The 19,409-nt window shown below is 40.7% G+C and carries 16 protein-coding genes; 7 read left to right on the top strand and 9 right to left on the bottom strand.

Annotated features, from left to right (window positions below; genetic code table 11):
- Positions 1 to 93: 93 nt before the first annotated feature.
- The 7 genes from rraA to priA all read right to left on the bottom strand — a co-directional run bounded on the left by rraA (position 94) and on the right by priA (position 8,113).
- Positions 94 to 597 carry a ribonuclease E activity regulator RraA gene (rraA, locus tag DK861_RS00180; RefSeq protein ID WP_006534154.1) on the bottom strand — a complete coding sequence of 168 codons (504 nt, stop codon included), beginning with the start codon at positions 595 to 597 and terminating at the stop codon, positions 94 to 96.
- Between the two features lie 109 nt (positions 598 to 706).
- Positions 707 to 1,624, bottom strand: coding sequence for a 1,4-dihydroxy-2-naphthoate polyprenyltransferase (locus tag DK861_RS00175; protein WP_109398902.1), 918 nt, complete (start codon positions 1,622 to 1,624; stop codon positions 707 to 709).
- A gap of 97 nt (positions 1,625 to 1,721) precedes the next feature.
- On the bottom strand, positions 1,722 to 3,056 hold the full coding sequence (gene hslU, locus DK861_RS00170; RefSeq protein ID WP_006534150.1) for an HslU--HslV peptidase ATPase subunit: 1,335 nt from the start codon (positions 3,054 to 3,056) through the stop codon (positions 1,722 to 1,724).
- Positions 3,057 to 3,068: 12 nt separating this feature from the next.
- Positions 3,069 to 3,599 carry an ATP-dependent protease subunit HslV gene (hslV, locus tag DK861_RS00165; RefSeq protein ID WP_006534149.1) on the bottom strand — a complete coding sequence of 177 codons (531 nt, stop codon included), beginning with the start codon at positions 3,597 to 3,599 and terminating at the stop codon, positions 3,069 to 3,071.
- A gap of 113 nt (positions 3,600 to 3,712) precedes the next feature.
- Positions 3,713 to 4,504: an SPOR domain-containing protein gene (locus DK861_RS00160; protein ID WP_109398901.1), complete on the bottom strand. Its 792-nt coding sequence runs from the start codon at positions 4,502 to 4,504 to the stop codon at positions 3,713 to 3,715.
- A 70-nt stretch (positions 4,505 to 4,574) separates the two neighbouring features.
- Positions 4,575 to 5,606 carry a DNA-binding transcriptional regulator CytR gene (gene cytR, locus DK861_RS00155; protein WP_109398900.1) on the bottom strand — a complete coding sequence of 344 codons (1,032 nt, stop codon included), beginning with the start codon at positions 5,604 to 5,606 and terminating at the stop codon, positions 4,575 to 4,577.
- Positions 5,607 to 5,911: 305 nt separating this feature from the next.
- The gene (priA, locus tag DK861_RS00150; RefSeq protein ID WP_109398899.1) at positions 5,912 to 8,113 is read right to left on the bottom strand and encodes a primosomal protein N'; all 2,202 of its coding nucleotides are present in this window, start codon (positions 8,111 to 8,113) and stop codon (positions 5,912 to 5,914) included.
- Positions 8,114 to 8,316: 203 nt separating this feature from the next.
- Between priA and rpmE the strand changes: the two genes are divergently transcribed.
- A complete protein-coding gene (gene rpmE / locus DK861_RS00145; RefSeq protein ID WP_006534140.1) occupies positions 8,317 to 8,529 on the top strand; it encodes a 50S ribosomal protein L31 in 213 nt (70 codons plus the stop codon).
- A gap of 212 nt (positions 8,530 to 8,741) precedes the next feature.
- Entirely contained in the window at positions 8,742 to 10,046 is a 1,305-nt protein-coding gene (gene yjjJ / locus DK861_RS00140; RefSeq protein ID WP_109399007.1) for a type II toxin-antitoxin system HipA family toxin YjjJ, read from the top strand.
- 150 nt (positions 10,047 to 10,196) lie between these two features.
- Here yjjJ and metJ read toward each other — a convergent pair whose 3' ends face one another.
- Positions 10,197 to 10,514, bottom strand: coding sequence for a met regulon transcriptional regulator MetJ (metJ, locus tag DK861_RS00135; RefSeq protein WP_006534139.1), 318 nt, complete (start codon positions 10,512 to 10,514; stop codon positions 10,197 to 10,199).
- A 283-nt stretch (positions 10,515 to 10,797) separates the two neighbouring features.
- On the opposite strand from metJ, the gene metB reads away from it, so the two are divergent.
- The 4 genes from metB to DK861_RS00115 all read left to right on the top strand — a co-directional run bounded on the left by metB (position 10,798) and on the right by DK861_RS00115 (position 15,287).
- Positions 10,798 to 11,958, top strand: a complete 1,161-nt coding sequence (metB, locus tag DK861_RS00130; protein ID WP_006534138.1) for a cystathionine gamma-synthase — start codon at positions 10,798 to 10,800, stop codon at positions 11,956 to 11,958.
- 9 nt (positions 11,959 to 11,967) lie between these two features.
- Complete coding sequence (locus tag DK861_RS00125; protein ID WP_109398898.1) at positions 11,968 to 14,406, top strand: bifunctional aspartate kinase/homoserine dehydrogenase II; 2,439 nt, start codon at positions 11,968 to 11,970, stop codon at positions 14,404 to 14,406.
- 121 nt (positions 14,407 to 14,527) lie between these two features.
- Positions 14,528 to 15,064, top strand: coding sequence for a TIGR00645 family protein (locus tag DK861_RS00120; protein ID WP_109398897.1), 537 nt, complete (start codon positions 14,528 to 14,530; stop codon positions 15,062 to 15,064).
- Positions 15,065 to 15,125: 61 nt separating this feature from the next.
- On the top strand, positions 15,126 to 15,287 hold the full coding sequence (locus DK861_RS00115) for a YtxH domain-containing protein (RefSeq protein WP_006534135.1): 162 nt from the start codon (positions 15,126 to 15,128) through the stop codon (positions 15,285 to 15,287).
- A gap of 58 nt (positions 15,288 to 15,345) precedes the next feature.
- Here the strand turns inward: DK861_RS00115 and DK861_RS00110 are convergent, their stop codons facing one another.
- On the bottom strand, positions 15,346 to 16,083 hold the full coding sequence (locus DK861_RS00110) for a cyclase family protein (protein WP_109398896.1): 738 nt from the start codon (positions 16,081 to 16,083) through the stop codon (positions 15,346 to 15,348).
- Positions 16,084 to 16,733: 650 nt separating this feature from the next.
- Here DK861_RS00110 and ppc point away from each other — a divergent pair.
- Positions 16,734 to 19,370, top strand: coding sequence for a phosphoenolpyruvate carboxylase (gene ppc, locus DK861_RS00105; RefSeq protein WP_109398895.1), 2,637 nt, complete (start codon positions 16,734 to 16,736; stop codon positions 19,368 to 19,370).
- The last annotated feature ends 39 nt before the right edge of the window (positions 19,371 to 19,409 follow it).

Raw genomic sequence — 19,409 nt, 5'->3', positions numbered from 1 at the left:
TTGTCTTTATTTGCTTAAAACCTAAAAAACAAAAGCCACCGTTAGGTGGCTTTTGAGTATTGAAATCGTAAGAATGCAATTAAAAAGTAACAATTACTCTTCAATCAAATCTTCATCTAAGCCTAATGGTTCTTCTGATAAGATGATCCCAGTGTTATCGGCATAAAGATAATCACCAGAGAAGAAGGTAACACCACCGAAGTTAACACGGATATCACTTTCACCAATGCCTTCACTTTGGCAACCCGCAGGGATAGCGGCCATTGCTTGAATACCTAAATCAAGCTCTGATAATGCATCAACTTGACGTACTGCACCGTAAACAACAATGCCTTCCCATTCATTAGAAACAGCAAGTTGCGCGAGTTCAGCATCAACTAAGGCTTTACGTACAGAGCCACCGCCATCGACCAAAAGAATGCGGCCTTTACCATTTTCTTCGAGTAAATCATAAAGCAGGCCATTATCTTCAAAGCATTTAACGGTGATGATTTGCCCGTTAAAGGCACTTTGACCACCAAAGTTTGAGAAAAGCGGTTCTACGACATTGATATCTTCTTGATAGATATCACAGAGTTCAGAAGTATCATATTTCATAGGAGATTACGTCAGGTTGCCACAGGAAAGGTCAGTATATCCCTTAACAGGGGTGGTTGGCAAAAGACTCACTGAAAATTCAGTGAGTCAAATCAACAATCGAGTGAAATTATTCTAAAACTAAACCTAAAGAGAAAAGAACGTTAGTTAGCAGTGCTGCTTTTACCATGTGTTCGAGTAGAGGACGCATCCCTTCGCCGGAGTGATCAGCGTTTACACGTTTGATATGCAGTAAAAGCATCGGGGTGGCGAGTAAAAATAACCACGCGGTCCAGCGATGCATATAGAGTAGAGTAAAGATAATTAAGCAGGCAATAGAGAGAAAAATAACACAGGTATGGTAAGTCCGAGAGCCAGCAGGGCCTAAGCGAACCGCTAATGTATTTTTACCTGCCTGAATATCACTTTCTAAATCGCGCATATTATTAATGTTTAGAACAGCGACAGAAAGTAAACCACAGGCCGTAGCTGGAAGTAGGGTAACAACATCAAAGGTGTTAGATTGTAAGTAATAAGTTCCGATGACACTCAACCAGCCAAAGAAAATTAAAACAGAGATATCACCTAGCCCCATATAACCATAAGGGCGCTTACCCACGGTATAAGTAATTGCAGCAACAATAGCGAGTAAACCCATCACTAAGAAGCCAATAGCGTCTTCAGGCTTTTTACAGGCGACAATAATCAGTGCAATACCACAGATACAGGAAATAATAACATTTAAAATCAGCGCTTTTTTCATTTGAGCGGCTGTTATTATGCCTTTTTGCATTCCACGAAGTGGCCCTAAACGCTCTTCAGTATCCGTTCCTTTTACGGCATCACCGTAGTCATTAGCAAGGTTTGATAGGATCTGTAACGTTCCTGCTGTCAAAATAGCAAGCAGTGCAATAGGTAGCTCAAAATGCCCCATCCAATACGCTAATGCGGAGCCAGTCACAATGGCAATTAACCCTAAAGGCAGTGTTTTGGGTCGTAAACTTTCAAGCCAGGCTTGAGTCCGGCTAGTGGAATTTAGAGAGCTCATGCTGAAATTCGATACTCATGTTCGTTGTTATTATAAAAATAAGAATGGGAGGCAAGCCTCCCACGTAAATATTGCTGATAAGGATCGCACAAGTTGATTATAAAATAAATCGACTCAGATCTTCATCTGCGACAAGCTCATCCAGATGCTGTTTTACATATTCTGCATCAATCAATATTGATTGACCTTGACGTTCACTCGCATCGTAGGAAATTTCTTCCATCAAACGCTCTAAAACAGTATGTAAACGACGAGCACCAATATTTTCAGTGGTTTCATTTACACGCCATGCTGATTCAGCAATTTTGCGAATACCGTCTTCGGTGAAGCTAATAGACACCCCTTCGGTTGCCATTAATGCTTCATACTGTTTCGTTAACGATGCATTAGGTTCAGTTAGAATACGCTCAAAATCTTCTGCTGTCAGCGCTTGAAGTTCGACACGAATTGGCAGACGTCCTTGCAACTCAGGAATTAAATCAGAAGGACTGGAAACTTGGAAAGCACCTGATGCAATAAACAGAATATGGTCTGTTTTTACCATACCGTGTTTTGTTGAAACTGTACAACCTTCAACCAATGGTAAGAGGTCACGTTGTACGCCTTCACGAGAAACGTCAGGGCCAGAACTTTGTCCACCACGTTTACAGATTTTGTCTACTTCATCAATAAAGACAATACCGTGTTGTTCTACCGCATCAATCGCTTGTTGTTTAAGCTCTTCAGGGTTAACTAATTTAGCTGCTTCTTCTTCAACAATCAGCTTAAACGCATCTTTGATTTTCATCTTGCGTGCTTTTTGTTTCTGACCTGCTAAATTTTGGAACATAGATTGTAATTGATTCGTCATCTCTTCCATTCCTGGAGGAGCCATGATTTCAACACCCATTGGTGTTGCAGATAATTCAATTTCAATTTCTTTATCGTCTAATTGGCCTTCGCGTAATTTTTTACGGAAAGATTGACGTGCTGCTGAAGGTTCTGATGCTTGTTCTGCTACGCCCCAGTTATTTTTTGCTGGTGGAATAAGTACATCGAGGATACGTTCTTCAGCCATTTCCTCAGCACGGAAACGATTTTTATCGATAGCTTGGCTACGCACCATTTTGACTGCAGAGTCGGTTAAATCACGGATAATTGAATCAACTTCTTTACCCACATAACCGACTTCGGTGAATTTGGTTGCTTCAACTTTGATGAAAGGCGCATTGGCCAATTTTGCTAAACGGCGTGCAATTTCAGTTTTACCTACACCAGTAGGTCCAATCATCAGAATATTTTTAGGTGTTACTTCGTGACGCAACGCTTCATCAAGCTGCATACGACGCCAGCGGTTACGTAGGGCAATAGCCACCGCACGTTTCGCTTTATCTTGACCAATAATAAATCTATCGAGTTCGCTGGCAATTTCGCGAGGAGTCATTTCAGACATGCTCTCAAATCCTTACTCTTTTGAAGAGAGTTCTTCAAAGTTAACATTGTGGTTAGTATAAATACAGATATCTCCAGCGATGCTCAGCGCTTTTTCAGCGATTTCGCGTGCAGAAAGTTCGGTATTTTCTAGCATAGCTCTAGCCGCTGCTTGTGCATAAGGGCCACCAGAACCGATAGCAATTAAATCGTTTTCTGGTTGAACCACATCACCATTACCCGTGATGATAAGCGATGTATTTTCATCTGCAACAGCAAGCAACGCTTCTAATTTGCGTAGCATTCTGTCTGTACGCCAATCTTTAGCAAGTTCTACCGCAGCTTTAGTTAAATGCCCTTGGTGAAGTTCTAATTTGCGTTCAAACAGTTCAAAAAGAGTAAAAGCATCAGCAGTGCCGCCAGCAAATCCCGCAATGACTTTGTCGTTATAAAGACGGCGTACTTTGCGAACATTGCCTTTCATGACGGTATTACCCATCGTCGCCTGTCCATCACCACCGATTACAACTTGGCCCTTACGGCGAACACTTACGATTGTAGTCATGAGTCAGCCCCTGGTTTAATCAATAAAAAATGGGACGGGAAGTGCTTTTATCTAAGATAAAGTACGACCCGTTGTGTGAATTAGAATTATAGGTGGGGGAGATAATTTATTTTTCAACCCCCAGAAGAGCGAAGAATACAACCTGATACACCCGCTCCAGCCGCTTGTTTACTCACGGAGTTGGCTTGTTCTTTACTGTAAGGGCCTGATAATACGCGGATCCAGCCATCATTGCCTTTCGTTACTCGGCTTTCAACACCAGAAAAAGCTAACGTTGCTCTCACTGATTCAGCTTGTTCGGTATTTTTAAATGAGCCACATTGCACTAAAAATTTTGTTTCAGTCACCGTAGGTTTAGGCGTTGTAACAATCGCAGGTGCTTGCGGTTGTTGAGTTTGTGCTGGCTGTTGTGAAACAGAAGGCGTTGTTGTTGCTGGTGGTGTTACAACCACTTGTGAGCGCGGGACTTCACCATTATAAGGCACTTCTGGCAGTTGAAGGGCGGGTTGGCGTTTATCCGCTTCAATTTGTTGTAAAAAACGCAATTGTTCAGGCGAAAGTGTTGCTTTCGGATTAATCTGGCTACCTGATGAAGGAAATTCAGGTTGTAAAGGTGTACCCACCTGACGATTTTCCAATTCTTTAATATATTGCCAACGCTCTTGCGGTTTTGGCGGTAGGCTATTCGCTGGATGTTGCCCATTGATAGTTGGCGTTGTTTCTACGGCTTCTTTTTTATTATGTGTAATAAAATAGAGGCCGCCGATAAACAGCGCCACAATAGCGATTGCCGCGATAAGCGTTGTTAAAGGCAGCCCTTTAGCAGCCTTTTTGCTCTTACTTTTCGTTGTTTTTTTACGACGAGCAGATGTCTGCCCTCGTCCCACATAGTCTCGTTGTGCCACAGTTCGATTCGCTGATAATTAAAGGAATAGGTATCACAAACGATATGTTACTTAACATAGTGTGTTTTGCCTAGCTTTTAAGCCGACAGACACTGTCTCTTATAATTAGCTCACAATCTAATAAGCGAGAGCCAGGTGCAACAGGTCTACCTTGTAGTTGGTCGAGTAATAACAACATCGATTCACGTCCTATTTGATAACGAGGTTGTTCCATTGTTGTCAGAGCAGGTTCGCTATAACGTGTGATATCCAGATTATCAAAACCAATAACAGAGAGATCTTTAGGAAGCTCTAATCCTAATTTTTTCGCCTGCCACATAACGCCAATTGCCATTATATCACTATGACAGAACACAGCAGTGGGTGGCTCAGGCAATGAAATTAACTTTTTCAGACTTTCTGCACCGCTTTCATGGGTAAAATCACCACGAATAATATAATCTTCACGTAAGGGTATGCCTGTTCTACGCATGGCTTGAATATAGCCTTGCAAGCGATAACGACATAAAGGCATATCTTCAGGGCCTGTAATACAAGCAATACGCTTATGCCCCATTTGCTGTAAATAGTGTGTTGCTCTAAAAGAGGCTGTCAGATTATCGATATGAACAGTCGGTAATTCAAGTTCAGGTGCAAACTCATTTGCCATGATCATCGGCGGTAAATTTTTCTGTTCTTCTTTGGAAACATCAAAAGGGATGTGTGAGCCAAGAAGTAACATGCCGTCAATTTGTTTGGTGATAATAAGATTAATAAAGGCATTTTCATGTTTTTGCTGATGCTTACAATCACCAATTAACACGAGATAACCATGTTGTGCAGCGGTTTCTTCAATGCCACACACAACATCAGTAAAAAAGGGATCGCTGATGTTAGGGACGATCACCAGGATCGTTTTTGACTCGTTACGTTTAAGGTTTTTTGACAGGTTATGTGGATAATAGCCGACATCAAGAACAGCCTGTTCAACTTTCTGACGGGTTTGTGAGGATACTTTTTCCGGATTCATTAATGTACGTGACACAGTTGCTGTGGACACGCCGGCTGCAAGGGCAACATCTTTCATTGTTGCTTGCGTATTATCTTTATTATTTTGTTGCAAACCCCATACCTCCCTTTTGGATGGTTTAGTTAAACGATTGCTTTTTTATTGCAAAAAAACCGCCAATATTTAAAAAAGGATTTTATCGACGGTTTTTAATTCAAGAAATATTCTAAATTGTTATTCTACCCACTTTTTAAATAGATACTGTTACCTAGTTTGCATAAAAAGTGTGATACCAATCGTTTTTATGAGGTAGTTCGCAAAATTGATAAATAGTCTTTGATTGTAACGAGTATTCAAGTGGAATTGTATCCTTAACATAACGCTGGCTAAAATATAGTCAAGTTAGGTAGAGAAGACCCTTAACAATCTGTTGGGTCAACATCAATATTCCATTTCACTTTTTTACTCTCAGGTAAGGCGACAATCTGAGGATAAGTGACAGACATTAATTTTTGTAAATAACTCCGCGAAGGATGTTGGAGCAATAATTGCCAACGATAATTTCCACCTCGTTTAGCTTGAATTGCCGGAACAGGCCCCATTACCCATAAATTTGTATCTCGCATTGGGTGTTGTTCAAAAAACTGCTTAAGCTGTCGCAAGAACTGGGGGGCACGTTGATTATTGTGATCTTCAGAGCGGATCATAATATGACTAGAATAAGGCGGTAAAAAAGTGGCTTGTCGCTCTTGTAAAGCTTCTTTCGTGAAAGCGTCATAACCTTTTTCTAATAGTGTCAGCAGCAGAGGGTGATCTGGCTGGTGAGTTTGTAAATATACCGCGCCTTGCTTACCTGCTCGGCCTGCACGGCCTGATACTTGTGTATAAAGCTGGGCAAAGCGTTCGGCCGCACGGAAATCACTGGAGAACAGCGCGCCATCAACATCCAGTAAAGCCACTAAGGTGACATCAGGGAAGTGATGCCCTTTGGCTAACATCTGTGTACCAATAAGAATACGTGAGCCACCTTGATAAATATCTTCCAGTTGTTGTTCTAAAGCGCCTTTGCGGCTTGTTGTATCTTTATCAATTCGCGTTATTGGTGTATCAGGAAATAATTCACCAATCCCTTGCTCAAGTTGCTCGGTTCCTAATCCTACGGGTATTAAATTTGTTGAGCCACATTGTGGGCATTGTGCTGGAATTCGTCGCTGACTATCACATTGATGGCAACGTAACATGCCATGTTTTTGATGGATCGTATAATAGTGATCACAGCGGGGGCATTCTGCTATCCAACCACATTCATGACATAACAATGCGGGTGAAAATCCTCGGCGATTTAAGAAGAGCATAACTTGGTTACCCGCATTAAGGTGCTCTTTGATTGCTTTAATAAGAATTGGAGACAACCCTGTTGTGAGTGGTTGGCCTTTTAAATCAATTAAATGCTCGGTTGCAGGTTTTGCATTGCCTGCACGTTGAGTTAGAGTGAGTTGTTGATATTTTTTTTGCTCAACATTAAAACTGGTTTCAATTGATGGCGTTGCGGTTCCCATCACGATAGGAATATTTTCTTGTTTTGCACGGAAAACAGCGAGGTCACGTGCATGGTAACGCCAACCATCTTGTTGTTTATAAGATCCATCATGCTCTTCATCGATAATGATAATACCAAGATGCTGGAAAGGGGTGAGGAGCGCTGATCGTGTACCAATAATAATGGCATTATCACCGCGTTTTGCTCGTAACCAAACGGCTAAGCGTTCAGTATCATTTAATCCTGAATGAAGCACATCAACAGGCGCATTAAAGCGCGCCTTAAAACGACGAATTGTTTGAGGTGTTAAGCCAATCTCAGGCACGAGAATCAATGCTTGTTTACCTTCCGCGAGAATTTTTTCTAATACACTTAAATAAACTTCTGTTTTACCTGAACCTGTAATGCCCAATAATAACCAAGGTGAGAATTGATTGGCCTGTGCAGTGATCGCACCTACGGCAATAGCTTGTTCAGTGTTTAATTTAAACCGTTCGCCTTGAACAGTAAGATCATTGTGCCAGTGTATAGGAGCAGGTTGAATAGGACGGAGATCTGCAAAGGCTTTCTTTTTTAAGTTGTTGAGTGTTGCTGTGGTGATCTCAAATTCATCAAGTTGATGGCGATATAATGGTGTACGGCGAAGCGCCGCTAATGCTTGTTGCTGTTTTTTTGCACCTTTTAAACTATTGAGGTCAAGATTAAGTCCCTCTTCAGTGGCGTACCATTGCCATAGTGGTGTGAATTCTGCGGGTTTTCCTTGTCGTAACAAAATTGGCATGGCGTGAAATAACACTTCCCCTAACGGATAGTGGTAATACGCCGATGCCCAATTTAACATATCCCACAAAACACCAGGAAAGAGCGTTTCGCCATCAAGGAGCTCATCAATAGGCTTTAGCTTTTCGATAGGAAACTCACTGTGTGTGCTGAGTCCTTTGACAATACCAAGAGAGCGGCGTTTATTACCAAAAGGCACGATCACCCGACTACCGATAACAGGTGCATCCATCCCTTCTGGTAACAGATAATCAAAAGAGGAAAATAGTGGTACAGGTAAAATCACCTGAACTATGGTCATATCAGGGTTTCCGAGAGTTTTAGCGAAAAGGTGTCTTTAAGAATATCACAAAAAGTGTGCAGATTTCATTGCGCGTTTAGTCGATATTCTGTATGATCCGCCCCCTTTGGTAGATAAATTACCAAACACTTAATTTCAATCAACACGACGTGTGGTGTTCGGCTGTGGGCTGAATGGCGACACGGCCTTAGTAGAGGTTTTCCATGCAAAAAGATATCCATCCTAAATACGAAGAAATTACTGCATCTTGTTCTTGCGGTAACGTTATGAAAATCAACTCCACTGCGGGTCATAACCTGAATCTGGACGTTTGTGACAAATGCCACCCATTCTATACTGGTAAACAACGTGATGTTGCAACTGGTGGTCGTGTTGATCTGTTCAACAAACGCTTCAAAATTCCAGGCAGCAAATAAGATATTTGTTGTTACAAGATGTCAGCCTAGTCTGGCATCTTGCAGACAGTTCGGAATTGAAAAAAAGCCCAAAGTTTTTGCTTTGGGCTTTTTTTATGGGCAAAGTATTCTCTTTTTAGATAACGCTTTTGATAGTGACAAGCCAGATCACAATTGATAAATTATCTATTCATTCATCTATTCACTTACTTATTCATAAAGCAATTAATATCATGACAATACGCTCTGAATTGATACGGAAAATATTACGTAATGAACCTAGGTCAGCAAGGCAACTTACTGATATTTTGAATATTAGCCAGCCAACATTGTCACGGGCATTAAATGCGCTAGGTGACGATATTGTTAGAATTGGTTCGGGAGCTTCTATTCAATATACTTTACGCGATAGTTCCCGTGGGTTTAATTCAGTTCCTATTTATCGCATAAATGAAGAAGGTAAGGTCAAGCCACTAGGTAAATTGACGCCAGTTTTCCCAGAAGGTTTCGTCATGGAGCGGATAGACAATGTGAACCGACATAGTGAAGGTTTGCCGTGGTGGTTATTGGATATGCGCCCCCAAGGATATCTTGGGAGAGCTTATGCTTCTGCCTATTCGGCTGAGCTTGGTTTACCTCAAAACCCCGATCGTTGGTCTGATACAGATATAATTAGAGCATTATTGACTCATGGGCATGATGCAGTGGGAAATCTGCTAATAGGAGAGCAGGCAAGAGATCAATTTTTGGGTATGCAGACACCAGAAATTGTTGAGCGTGATAAAACTTTTCACACATTAGCACGAGCCGTTAGTTCGGGAGAAGATCCTGGTTCATCCGCGGGTGGGGAGCAACCCAAATTCTGTGCCTATACAGAGAAAGGTCATGTTATCGTAAAATTTACGGCGCCTAACAATAATGCTGTTAGTGAGCGTTGGCGTGATTTACTTCAAGCTGAGCATTTGGCATTAAAAGTACTTGGCGTTGAAACAGAGGTATTTGATTTTGAAGGGCAACGCTTCCTCGAAATCCCACGATTTGACCGTGTAGGTCTACTAGGTCGTATAGGCGTTTTTTCTTTACAAGCACTAGATGCCGAGTTTATAGGACGGGCAAGGGAGCCTTGGCCAGTATTAGTTAATGAGCTAATTAAGCAAAAACGCGTTCATCCAGATGCTGCGATTAGCACGGCACGCCGTTGGGCATTTGGTATGTTGATTGGAAATACTGATATGCATCATGGCAATTTATCGTTTATCAGTAGACATGGCCGCCCATATGAGATCTCACCTGCCTACGATATTTTACCAATGGGATTTGCACCTAAGTCCGGTGGTGAAATAGTCAATACACTTCGTCCAGTGACATTACTTGATGGGATCAGCGGTGAAATTTGGCGGGAATGTTTAGAGTTAGCCGAGCAGTTTTATACTTTAGCTGAGAGCTGTAATTGTTTTTCTGACAATTTTTCTCCATGCCTTAAAGCGTTACGTCGTCATCTTGATGAAGCAAGTTCGCGTATAGCTCGCCTAGGGTGATAACAAATAGACCTATGCGGTTGATTGGAAAGCATACCTAAAGAACCCCCTCTCGCTAAAAGCTAGGGGGGCATAATCTGAAGCCCAAAGTTTTTGCTTTGGGCTTTTTTGTTCGTGTTAATCAAGCAATAAATCAAAAACTGGCGCTGATTAATACTCCCAAGTATCGGGATCAACCCCGCGCTGGCGCATTATTTCTTTTGCCTCTTCAGGGATTTCATCGTTACGTTCTTTACGTAAGTCTTCATCATTTGGCAGAGGCTGTCCGGTAAATGCGTGCAAAAATGCTTCACACAATAATTCACTATTGGTTGCATGTTTTAGGTTATTAACCTGACGGCGAGTGCGTTCATCGGTCAAAATTTTCAACACTTTCAACGGAATTGAAACTGTGATTTTCTTAACTTGCTCACTCTTTTTGCCATGCTCAGCGTAAGGGCTGATATATTCACCGTTCCATTCAGCCATGGATTACCTTTATTAATATTCATTTAGTTGAAGTCAGAATAGGGTTAACCCTCATTCTGATGGGCGATACCAGTTTATCATGACTTTTCTAAAACCACCGACTCTTCTGACTGAAGGCGAGAGAAAAAGTGATAGTCACTGGTAATATCCTTAATTTGGCTATTATTTCATTACTTAATCTATCCGTAAAGGAGTTTAGATGTCTAGATGTGTTGACGTCTTGGTGTCTAATTAGATATGCTGTTGTCGACTTTCCCACTTATCGCTGTGACAAGGTGCCTGTATGACGAAGAAAACAGCAACAATTGCTATCCATAATGGGCTAAATGAAGACACTCAATTTGGTTGTGTCGTACCGCCTATCTATCTTTCTAGTACCTATAATTTTTTAGAGTTTAATCAGCCTCGTGAACATGATTATTCTCGCCGAGGTAATCCAACTCGAGATATGGTGCAAAAGACATTAGCCGAACTAGAAGGTGGAGTGGGTGCAGTTGTCACTAGCAGTGGAATGTCAGCTATTCATTTAATTTGTACGGTTTTTCTAAAACCTGGCGACGTCATTGTTGCGCCTCATGATTGTTATGGGGGAAGTTATCGCCTTTTTAACAGCCAACAAGAACGTGGCGCTTATCGTGTCATTTTTGTTGACCAAAATGATGATGTTGCATTACAACAAGCTTTAGCTCACAAGCCTAAAATTGTTTTTATTGAGACACCTAGCAACCCATTACTGAGAATAACGGATATTCAAAAGATCAGTGAATTGGCTCATCAACAAGGGGCTTTAGTGGTGGCGGATAACACCTTTATGAGCCCTGTTTTGCAAAAACCGTTAACATTAGGTGCAGATATCGTTGTGCATTCCTGTACAAAATACCTTAACGGGCATTCTGATATTGTGGCAGGTGTTGTTATCTGTCAGTGTCAGAAACAACTTGAGGAGCTAAGCTGGTGGGCGAATAATATTGGTGTCACTTCTGGCGCATTTGATAGCTATTTATTATTACGTGGCATAAGAACATTAGTGCCTCGAATTCGACTTCAACAAGAAAATGCACAGGCATTAGTGGCATTTTTACAGACACAACCTTTAGTCGAGAAAATATATTACCCCGCACTGGAAAATCATGCAGGTCATCAAATAGCAAAAAAACAGCAGCAAGGTTTCGGTGCGATGTTAAGTTTTGAGTTAAAAGGAGGATTGGATGTGATTAAACACTTTTTATCTCAATTAACACTCTTTACACTGGCAGAATCTTTAGGTGGGGTAGAGACCTTAATTTGTCACCCAGCCACCATGACACATGCAGGTATGTCAGAAGAAGCGAAAAACACAGCAGGGATAAGTCCCTCATTACTTCGTATCTCGGTGGGTATTGAAGATAGTCAGGATTTAATCAACGATTTGCAAAGTGCGTTTGATGCAGCAACTAAAAGGTAACCATGGATCATGAGCGTAGTGGCGATTACACAACAGGCGGAGCCGATTTGCCGTCAGTTACATAAATTCGGTGGTAGCAGTCTTGCGGACATAAAATGTTATCAACGTGTCGTGAATATCATGACGAACTATAGCCAACCTAATGATCTTATGGTGGTTTCAGCAGCAGGATCAACAACTAATCAGCTAATTAGCTGGCTCAAGCTGAGTCAGAATGATCGTATTTCAGCGCATCAAGTTCAGCAGACATTACGACGTTACCAATTATCATTAATTGAAGGACTTCTTTCAAAAGAGAATGCAGAACTTCTCTCTCAAGCCTTTATTGCTGATCTCGAACGTTTGAGTTATTTGCTTGATAAACCTATTACAGATGCAACTTATGCTGAAGTTGTCGGCCACGGCGAAATCTGGTCTGCAAGATTAATGGCAAGTTTGCTTACAGAGCAAGGTTTACCTAGTGTGTGGTTAGATGCGCGTGAATTTTTGTGTGCTGAAAGAGCCGCACAACCTCAAGTGAACGAAGCGTTATCTCGGCCATTATTACAATCACTATTAGCTAAATATCCTGAAAGCCGTTTTGTCGTCACTGGTTTTATTAGTCGTAACCAACAAGGTGAAACGGTTTTATTGGGGCGTAACGGTAGTGATTATTCAGCGACACAAGTCGGTGCTTTAGCTGATGTCGGTAAAGTCACAATTTGGAGTGATGTTGCGGGGGTATACAGTGCTGACCCACGTAAAGTTAAAGATGCCTGCTTATTGCCTCTATTACGCTTAGATGAAGCCAGTGAATTGGCGCGTTTAGCCGCCCCAGTGCTACATACACGTACATTGCAACCCGTATCAGGTAGTAACATTGATTTGCAACTTCGTTGTAGTTATCAACCAGAGCAGGGTTCTACTCGCATAGAACGTGTCTTAGCATCAGGAACGGGTGCGAAGATAGTCACAAGCCATGACGATGTTTGTTTAATTGAACTACAACTCTCATCCCATCAAAACTTTGAGCAAGTAGCAAAAGAAGTTGATGAATTACTTAAGCGTGCGCAAATCCGTCCTTTAGCAACTGGCGTGGATAAAGATAGCCAACTTTTACAACTTTGTTATACCAGTGAAGTGGCTAACAGTGCTTTAGATGTATTACAAGATGCCGTTTTGCCGGGGAAATTACATTTACGAGAAGGGTTTTCTTTAGTGGCGTTAGTGGGTGCAGGTGTGTGTAAAAATCCATTGCATTGCCATCGTTTTTATCAGCAACTTAAAGATCAACCGGTTGAATTTATTTGGCATGCTGAAGATAACATCAGCTTAGTCGCTGTATTGCGCAATTATACTGAGCATCTATTACAAGGTTTGCATCAAACATTATTTAGAGCTGAAAAACAAATTGGCTTAGTGTTGTTTGGTAAAGGGAATATTGGTTCACGCTGGCTAGAGTTGTTTGCTCGTGAACAAGAGCCGTTATCCGCACGTAGTGATTTCGAGTTTATTCTTGCAGGTGTCGTTGATAGTCGCCGTAGTTTACTTGATTATCAAGGGATTGATCCTAGTCGTGCTTTGGCTTTCTTTGATGATGAAGCAACAGAACATACTGAAGAATCACTTTATCTTTGGATGAGAGCACACCCTTATGATGATTTAGTGGTTGTTGATATTACAGCCAATGAGTCCCTTGCTGCATCTTATGAAGATTTTGCCAGCTATGGTTTTCATGTTATTAGCGCTAATAAAATTGCAGGATCTGCATCAAGTTTACGCTATCGCACCACACGAGACGCTTTCTCTAAAACTGGTCGTCACTGGTTATATAATGCCACTGTAGGCGCCGGTTTACCGATTAACCATACTGTGCGCGATTTACGTGAAAGTGGTGATTCCATTTTATCAATTAGTGGTATTTTCTCAGGTACATTATCGTGGTTATTCTTACAATTTGATGGCTCTGTACCGTTTAGTGAATTGGTAGAACAAGCATGGCAACAAGGGTTAACAGAGCCTGATCCGCGAATTGATTTATCAGGACAAGATGTCATGCGTAAGCTGGTTATTCTTGCTCGTGAAGCGGGTTATGACATCGAGCCTGAACAAGTACGAGTGGAATCTTTAGTGCCTATACAAGCTGAAACGGGTTCGCTAGAAGCGTTCTTTGATAACAGCGCGTTGATCAATGAGCAGATGGCACAACGATTAGCTGCTGCAAATGAAATGGATATGGTATTGCGGTATATCGCGCGTTTTGATGCCAATGGAAAAGCCAAAGTGGGTGTGGAAGCAGTAAGAAAAGATCATCCACTGGCATCATTGTTACCCGGAGATAATTTGTTTGCGATTGAAAGTCGTTGGTATCGTGATAACCCACTGGTCATAAGAGGACCGGGAGCAGGAAGAGATGTGACCGCTGGCGCAATTCAGTCAGATTTAAATCGCCTTTCTCAGTTATTGTAAAACGATATTTTCATTATTAATAAGAAACTATCAGTAATTTTTATTGCTGATAGTTTTCTGTGTATTTTTTTCTCCTCTATACTCAAAGAAGTTTTTATTCTTGCGTAGATAGAGAGGAATTATGAACAAAGTTGTAGAAAAATGGATGTATCGCTCTCGTTGGCTATTTGCACCAGTCTATATTGGTTTGTCATTAGGGTTATTGGCACTAACGATTAAATTTTTTCAGTCAATGTATGAAATCTTGCCTAATATTCTTTCCTTATCCGAGGCTACGCTTGTTTTACATTTATTATCTTTAATTGATTTAGCGCTAGTGGGTGGATTATTGATTATGGTCATTTTCTCAGGGTATGAGAATTTTATTTCTAATATGGAAATTGAAAGGGATCAAAAGGAGCTTTCTTGGCTAGGGAAAATGGATGCTGAGTCCCTAAAAAATAAAGTAGCAGCCTCTATTGTTGCAATTTCATCTATTCATTTATTGGGGGTTTTTATGGATTTAAAGAATATCCCTGATAATAAATTATTATGGTATGTCGTGTTGCACCTAACCTTCGTTTTATCTGCATTTGTCATGGGTTATTTAGAAAAAATTTCAAAGCGAAGTAAAAGCAAAGATAAACTTAGCCGAGTAGATGAAAAGAGTGAGCTATGACACTTGCTTATTTTAAAATTGGGCTATACTTAAGCTATCTCTAGTCATAAAGGAGTCATAAATGTCAAAGATCGAAAAACAGATAGATCAATTAAAAGACAAAGCGACGGAGGTAAAACATCGAGCAGAAGAGAAAATATCAGAAACCGCTCATGATGTGAAACATAAGACGTCTGAGCTAAAAGAAGATGTTGAAAAGAAAGTCGATTCATTGAAAAAATGAATATGTTTTAATTAACGTAAAGCGCTGAATACCAGCGCTTTATTTTTATCGTAAAATCTTAAGGTAAAATAGCAAAAGACCGCACAGGAAAGCCACTGGCATTATTAGGTTTAGCTACGATATTAAAAATAACGGCTCCACGTGTTGGTAATTGATCTAAATTAGTCATTAGCTCAATCTGATAAGTGTCTTGCTCCAAAATATAATATTCACCTAATAACGCATTATTTTTATGAAATTCTTTTGCTGGATCTGTATCAAAGGTTTCATGGCCGATGGCTTTAACTTTTCGCTCTTCAAATAAGAATTTTAATGCATCAAGACCCCAGCCAGGAATTTGATTCTGGCCTTCCTCATTTTTATTATCCATCGCTTCTTGTGATGGCCAACGTTTGCTCCAATCTGTGCGTAAAGCAACAAAAGTACCTGCTTCAATTTCACCGTATTTTTCTTCAAACTCAAGAATATCATCTTTAGAAAATGAAAAATTCGCATCAATATTTGCACGTTCAGATTGGTCAATAACTATCAAAGGCAACACTAACTCTTTAAGTTCTAGTTCATGCAAATAACGAGTATTAGGCACAAAGTGGCAAGGGGCATCAATATGTGTACCGTATTGACCAGGAAAGGTAAATTGTTGCGCGAAAAAACCATCTTGATAGTCAAAAAGAGTTTTGAAGTTAGCGGGATCGAACATAAAAAAATGGGGTGAATCTTTATCAAAACTATGTGTTAAATCGACCCATTTTTTAGATTTTATGATAGAAAAAGCATTAATTAATTCATTTGTCATCGGTTTCCCCTGTCTGATAACGGAAATAGTGATCTGAGTGTTCTTTAAGTGTTATAGATATTTAAATTGATATTATTTTGAACAATGTTGGTTTACTTTATTGATAATGATCATAAAGAGAAAACGAAATAAAGCATCGACCTATTTGGTAATAAAAGTCTTAATCTGACAGAGTGAGTAAAAAAAGATAGGAAAAATAAGGTATGAGATAGAGTAATTCGTTATAACACATGGGGGTAAAAAATTAAAAAATGGTAAAATCTACCAGACAATTTATCAATATTAAAAAAAATCATCTAAATTTCTCGCCAGATAAATTTTCAAGTATCTCCCTCTTTCTAGTAAAAAACTCTTCGTAGTAGATAAGAAACGAAAAAATGTCCTTATTCTTGATAAAATTGAGTTAGAACAGCGTGAATATTAGTCATTCTTATAACACTAAAGCCGTAATTAAATTTCAGAAAAATCCCCCAAAACGATTATTTTCTGATATGAATAGTAGGCTAAGTAAAAAAAGCAGTGTGGCTTATCACAAAAATCAAAATAAAGTCACATCAGAAATGAAAGTTAATTACACAACTGGGAGGACATGACTTTTCTGATAGGAAGATGCATGTTGTTACCGCCACAAAGACAAGGTCAGGAGTCTCATGAATCAACAATATTCTGCTATGCGTAGCAATGTCAGTATGCTTGGCAAGCTACTTGGAGATACGATAAAAGAAGCACTTGGTGAAGAAATTTTAGATAAGGTTGAATCTATTCGAAAACTATCTAAATCATCACGAGCAGGTAATGAAGTGCAGCGACAAAAGCTGTTACTCACGTTACAGAATCTCTCTAATGATGAATTATTACCCGTTGCTAGAGCATTCAATCAATTCTTGAACCTGACGAATGTAGCCGAACAATACCATAGCATTTCCCCTCATGGTGAAGCTGCGAGTAATCCGGTGGCATTGGCGAAATTAATCTCTCGACTAAAAGATAAGAATTTTACCGACGAGCAATTAAAAGAAGCCGTAGAGCAAATCTCTATTGAGCTGGTATTAACGGCACACCCAACCGAAATTGCACGTCGTACACTTATTCATAAGTTGGTTGAAGTGAATACCTGTTTATCTCAACTCGATCACGATGATTTAGCGGATTACGAGCGTACTAATATTATGCGCCGTCTGCGCCAGTTAGTGGCTCAATCATGGCATACTGATGAAATTAGAAAAATTCGCCCAACACCAATTGATGAAGCAAAATGGGGTTTTGCGGTTGTTGAAAATAGTTTATGGGAAGGTGTCCCTGCTTTTTTACGTGAATTTAATGAGCAGCTTAAAGAATCCATTGATTACAACTTACCCGTAGAAGCTTCTCCTATTCGTTTTACCTCATGGATGGGAGGAGACCGTGATGGTAACCCAAACGTTACAGCTGAGATCACACGCCACGCTTTACTATTAAGTCGTTGGAAAGCTGCTGATTTATTCTTAAATGATATCCAAGTTCTTGTTTCGGAACTTTCGATGACAGAAAGTACACCGGAACTGCGTGAATTGGCGGGGGGTGCTGATGTTGCAGAGCCTTATCGTGAAATAGCTAAACAATTGCGTACTCGCTTACAAGTGACCCGTGATTATTTAGAACAACGCATTAAAGGCCAACAATCTTTGCCACCTGAAGGATTATTAATTGATAACGCAGAGCTTTGGGAACCACTGTATGCGTGTTATCAGTCACTGACTCAGTGCGGTATGCGTATTATCGCTAATGGGCAGCTGTTAGATACATTACGTCGAATCCGTTGTTTTGGCTTACAGCTAGTTAAGCTTGATATTCGCCAAGAAAGTACCAATCACACAGAAGCGCTCTCTGAATTAACACAATATTTAGAACTTGGTGATTACGCGAATTGGTCTGAAGAGCAAAAACAAACATTCTTATTGGAAGAATTAAACTCTAAGCGTCCTCTTATTCCTACGAATTGGCAACCTAGTGCCCCAACACAAGAAGTCTTTGAGACTTGTCGTGTTATTGCGCAATCACCTAAAGACTCTATCGCTTCTTATGTTATCTCAATGGCAAAAGTGCCTTCTGATGTATTAGCTGTAAAGCTATTACTGAAAGAAGCGGGTGCGGATATCCGATTACCTGTTGCCCCGTTATTTGAAACACTTGAAGATTTAAATAACGCTGAAAGCGTGATGACTCGTTTGTTTGATATTCCTTGGTATCGCGATTTAATCGATGATAAACAAATGGTGATGATTGGCTATTCAGACTCAGCAAAAGATGCGGGTGTGATGGCGGCATCATGGGCGCAATATCGTGCTCAAGATGCATTAATCAAACTTTGTGAAAAATCAGGTGTGACATTAACACTATTTCATGGACGTGGCGGTACGATTGGTCGTGGCGGTGCACCCGCTCATGCGGCATTACTTTCGCAACCACCGGGAAGCCTGAAAGGTGGCCTGCGTGTGACGGAACAAGGCGAAATGATCCGCTTTAAGTTTGGGTTACCACAAGTCACCATCAGTAGCCTTGCTCACTATGCAGGTGCAATCTTAGAAGCGAATTTATTGCCACCACCAGAGCCCAAAGCCCCTTGGATTGAAGTGATGGATTCATTGTCTGACGTTTCTTGTGCGATGTATCGTGACTATGTACGAGGGGAAGAAGATTTTGTGCCTTATTTTAGAGCAGCAACCCCAGAAGGTGAGTTGGGCAAACTACCATTAGGTTCACGTCCTGCAAAACGCCGTCCTACCGGTGGTGTTGAAACGTTGCGCGCTATTCCGTGGATCTTCGCATGGACTCAAAACCGCCTAATGTTGCCTGCTTGGTTGGGGGCTGGAGCCGCATTACAACATGAAATTGATAGCGGAAAACAAGCGGTATTAGACGATATGTGTGAGAACTGGCCGTTCTTTAATACACGTATTGCGATGTTAGAAATGGTGTATGCGAAAGCAGATTTATGGTTAGCGGAATACTATGATCAACGCTTAGTAGACGAACGTTTATGGCCATTAGGCGCTAAATTGCGTCAGCAACTTTCTGATGATATTAAGAGTGTCTTGGCAATTTCAAAAGATGAACACTTAATGGCAGATTTGCCATGGGTTGCTGAATCTATTGCACTGCGTAATGTATATACTGATCCATTGAATGTGCTTCAGGCTGAATTATTACAGCGCTCTCGTACTCATAGCGAGTCTGATCCGCGTATTGAACAAGCACTAATGGTTACTATTGCAGGTATTGCTGCTGGTATGCGTAATACAGGCTAGAGTCATCAGTATTTAAAAAGAAAAACAGCGCTTAATAAC

Origin of the sequence: Proteus sp. TJ1640, from assembly GCF_003144445.1 — a bacterium.
Lineage (GTDB): Bacteria > Pseudomonadota > Gammaproteobacteria > Enterobacterales > Enterobacteriaceae > Proteus > Proteus penneri.
Note: the sequence above shows the minus strand (reverse complement) of the source record. Positions and strands in the feature narration are given on the sequence as shown.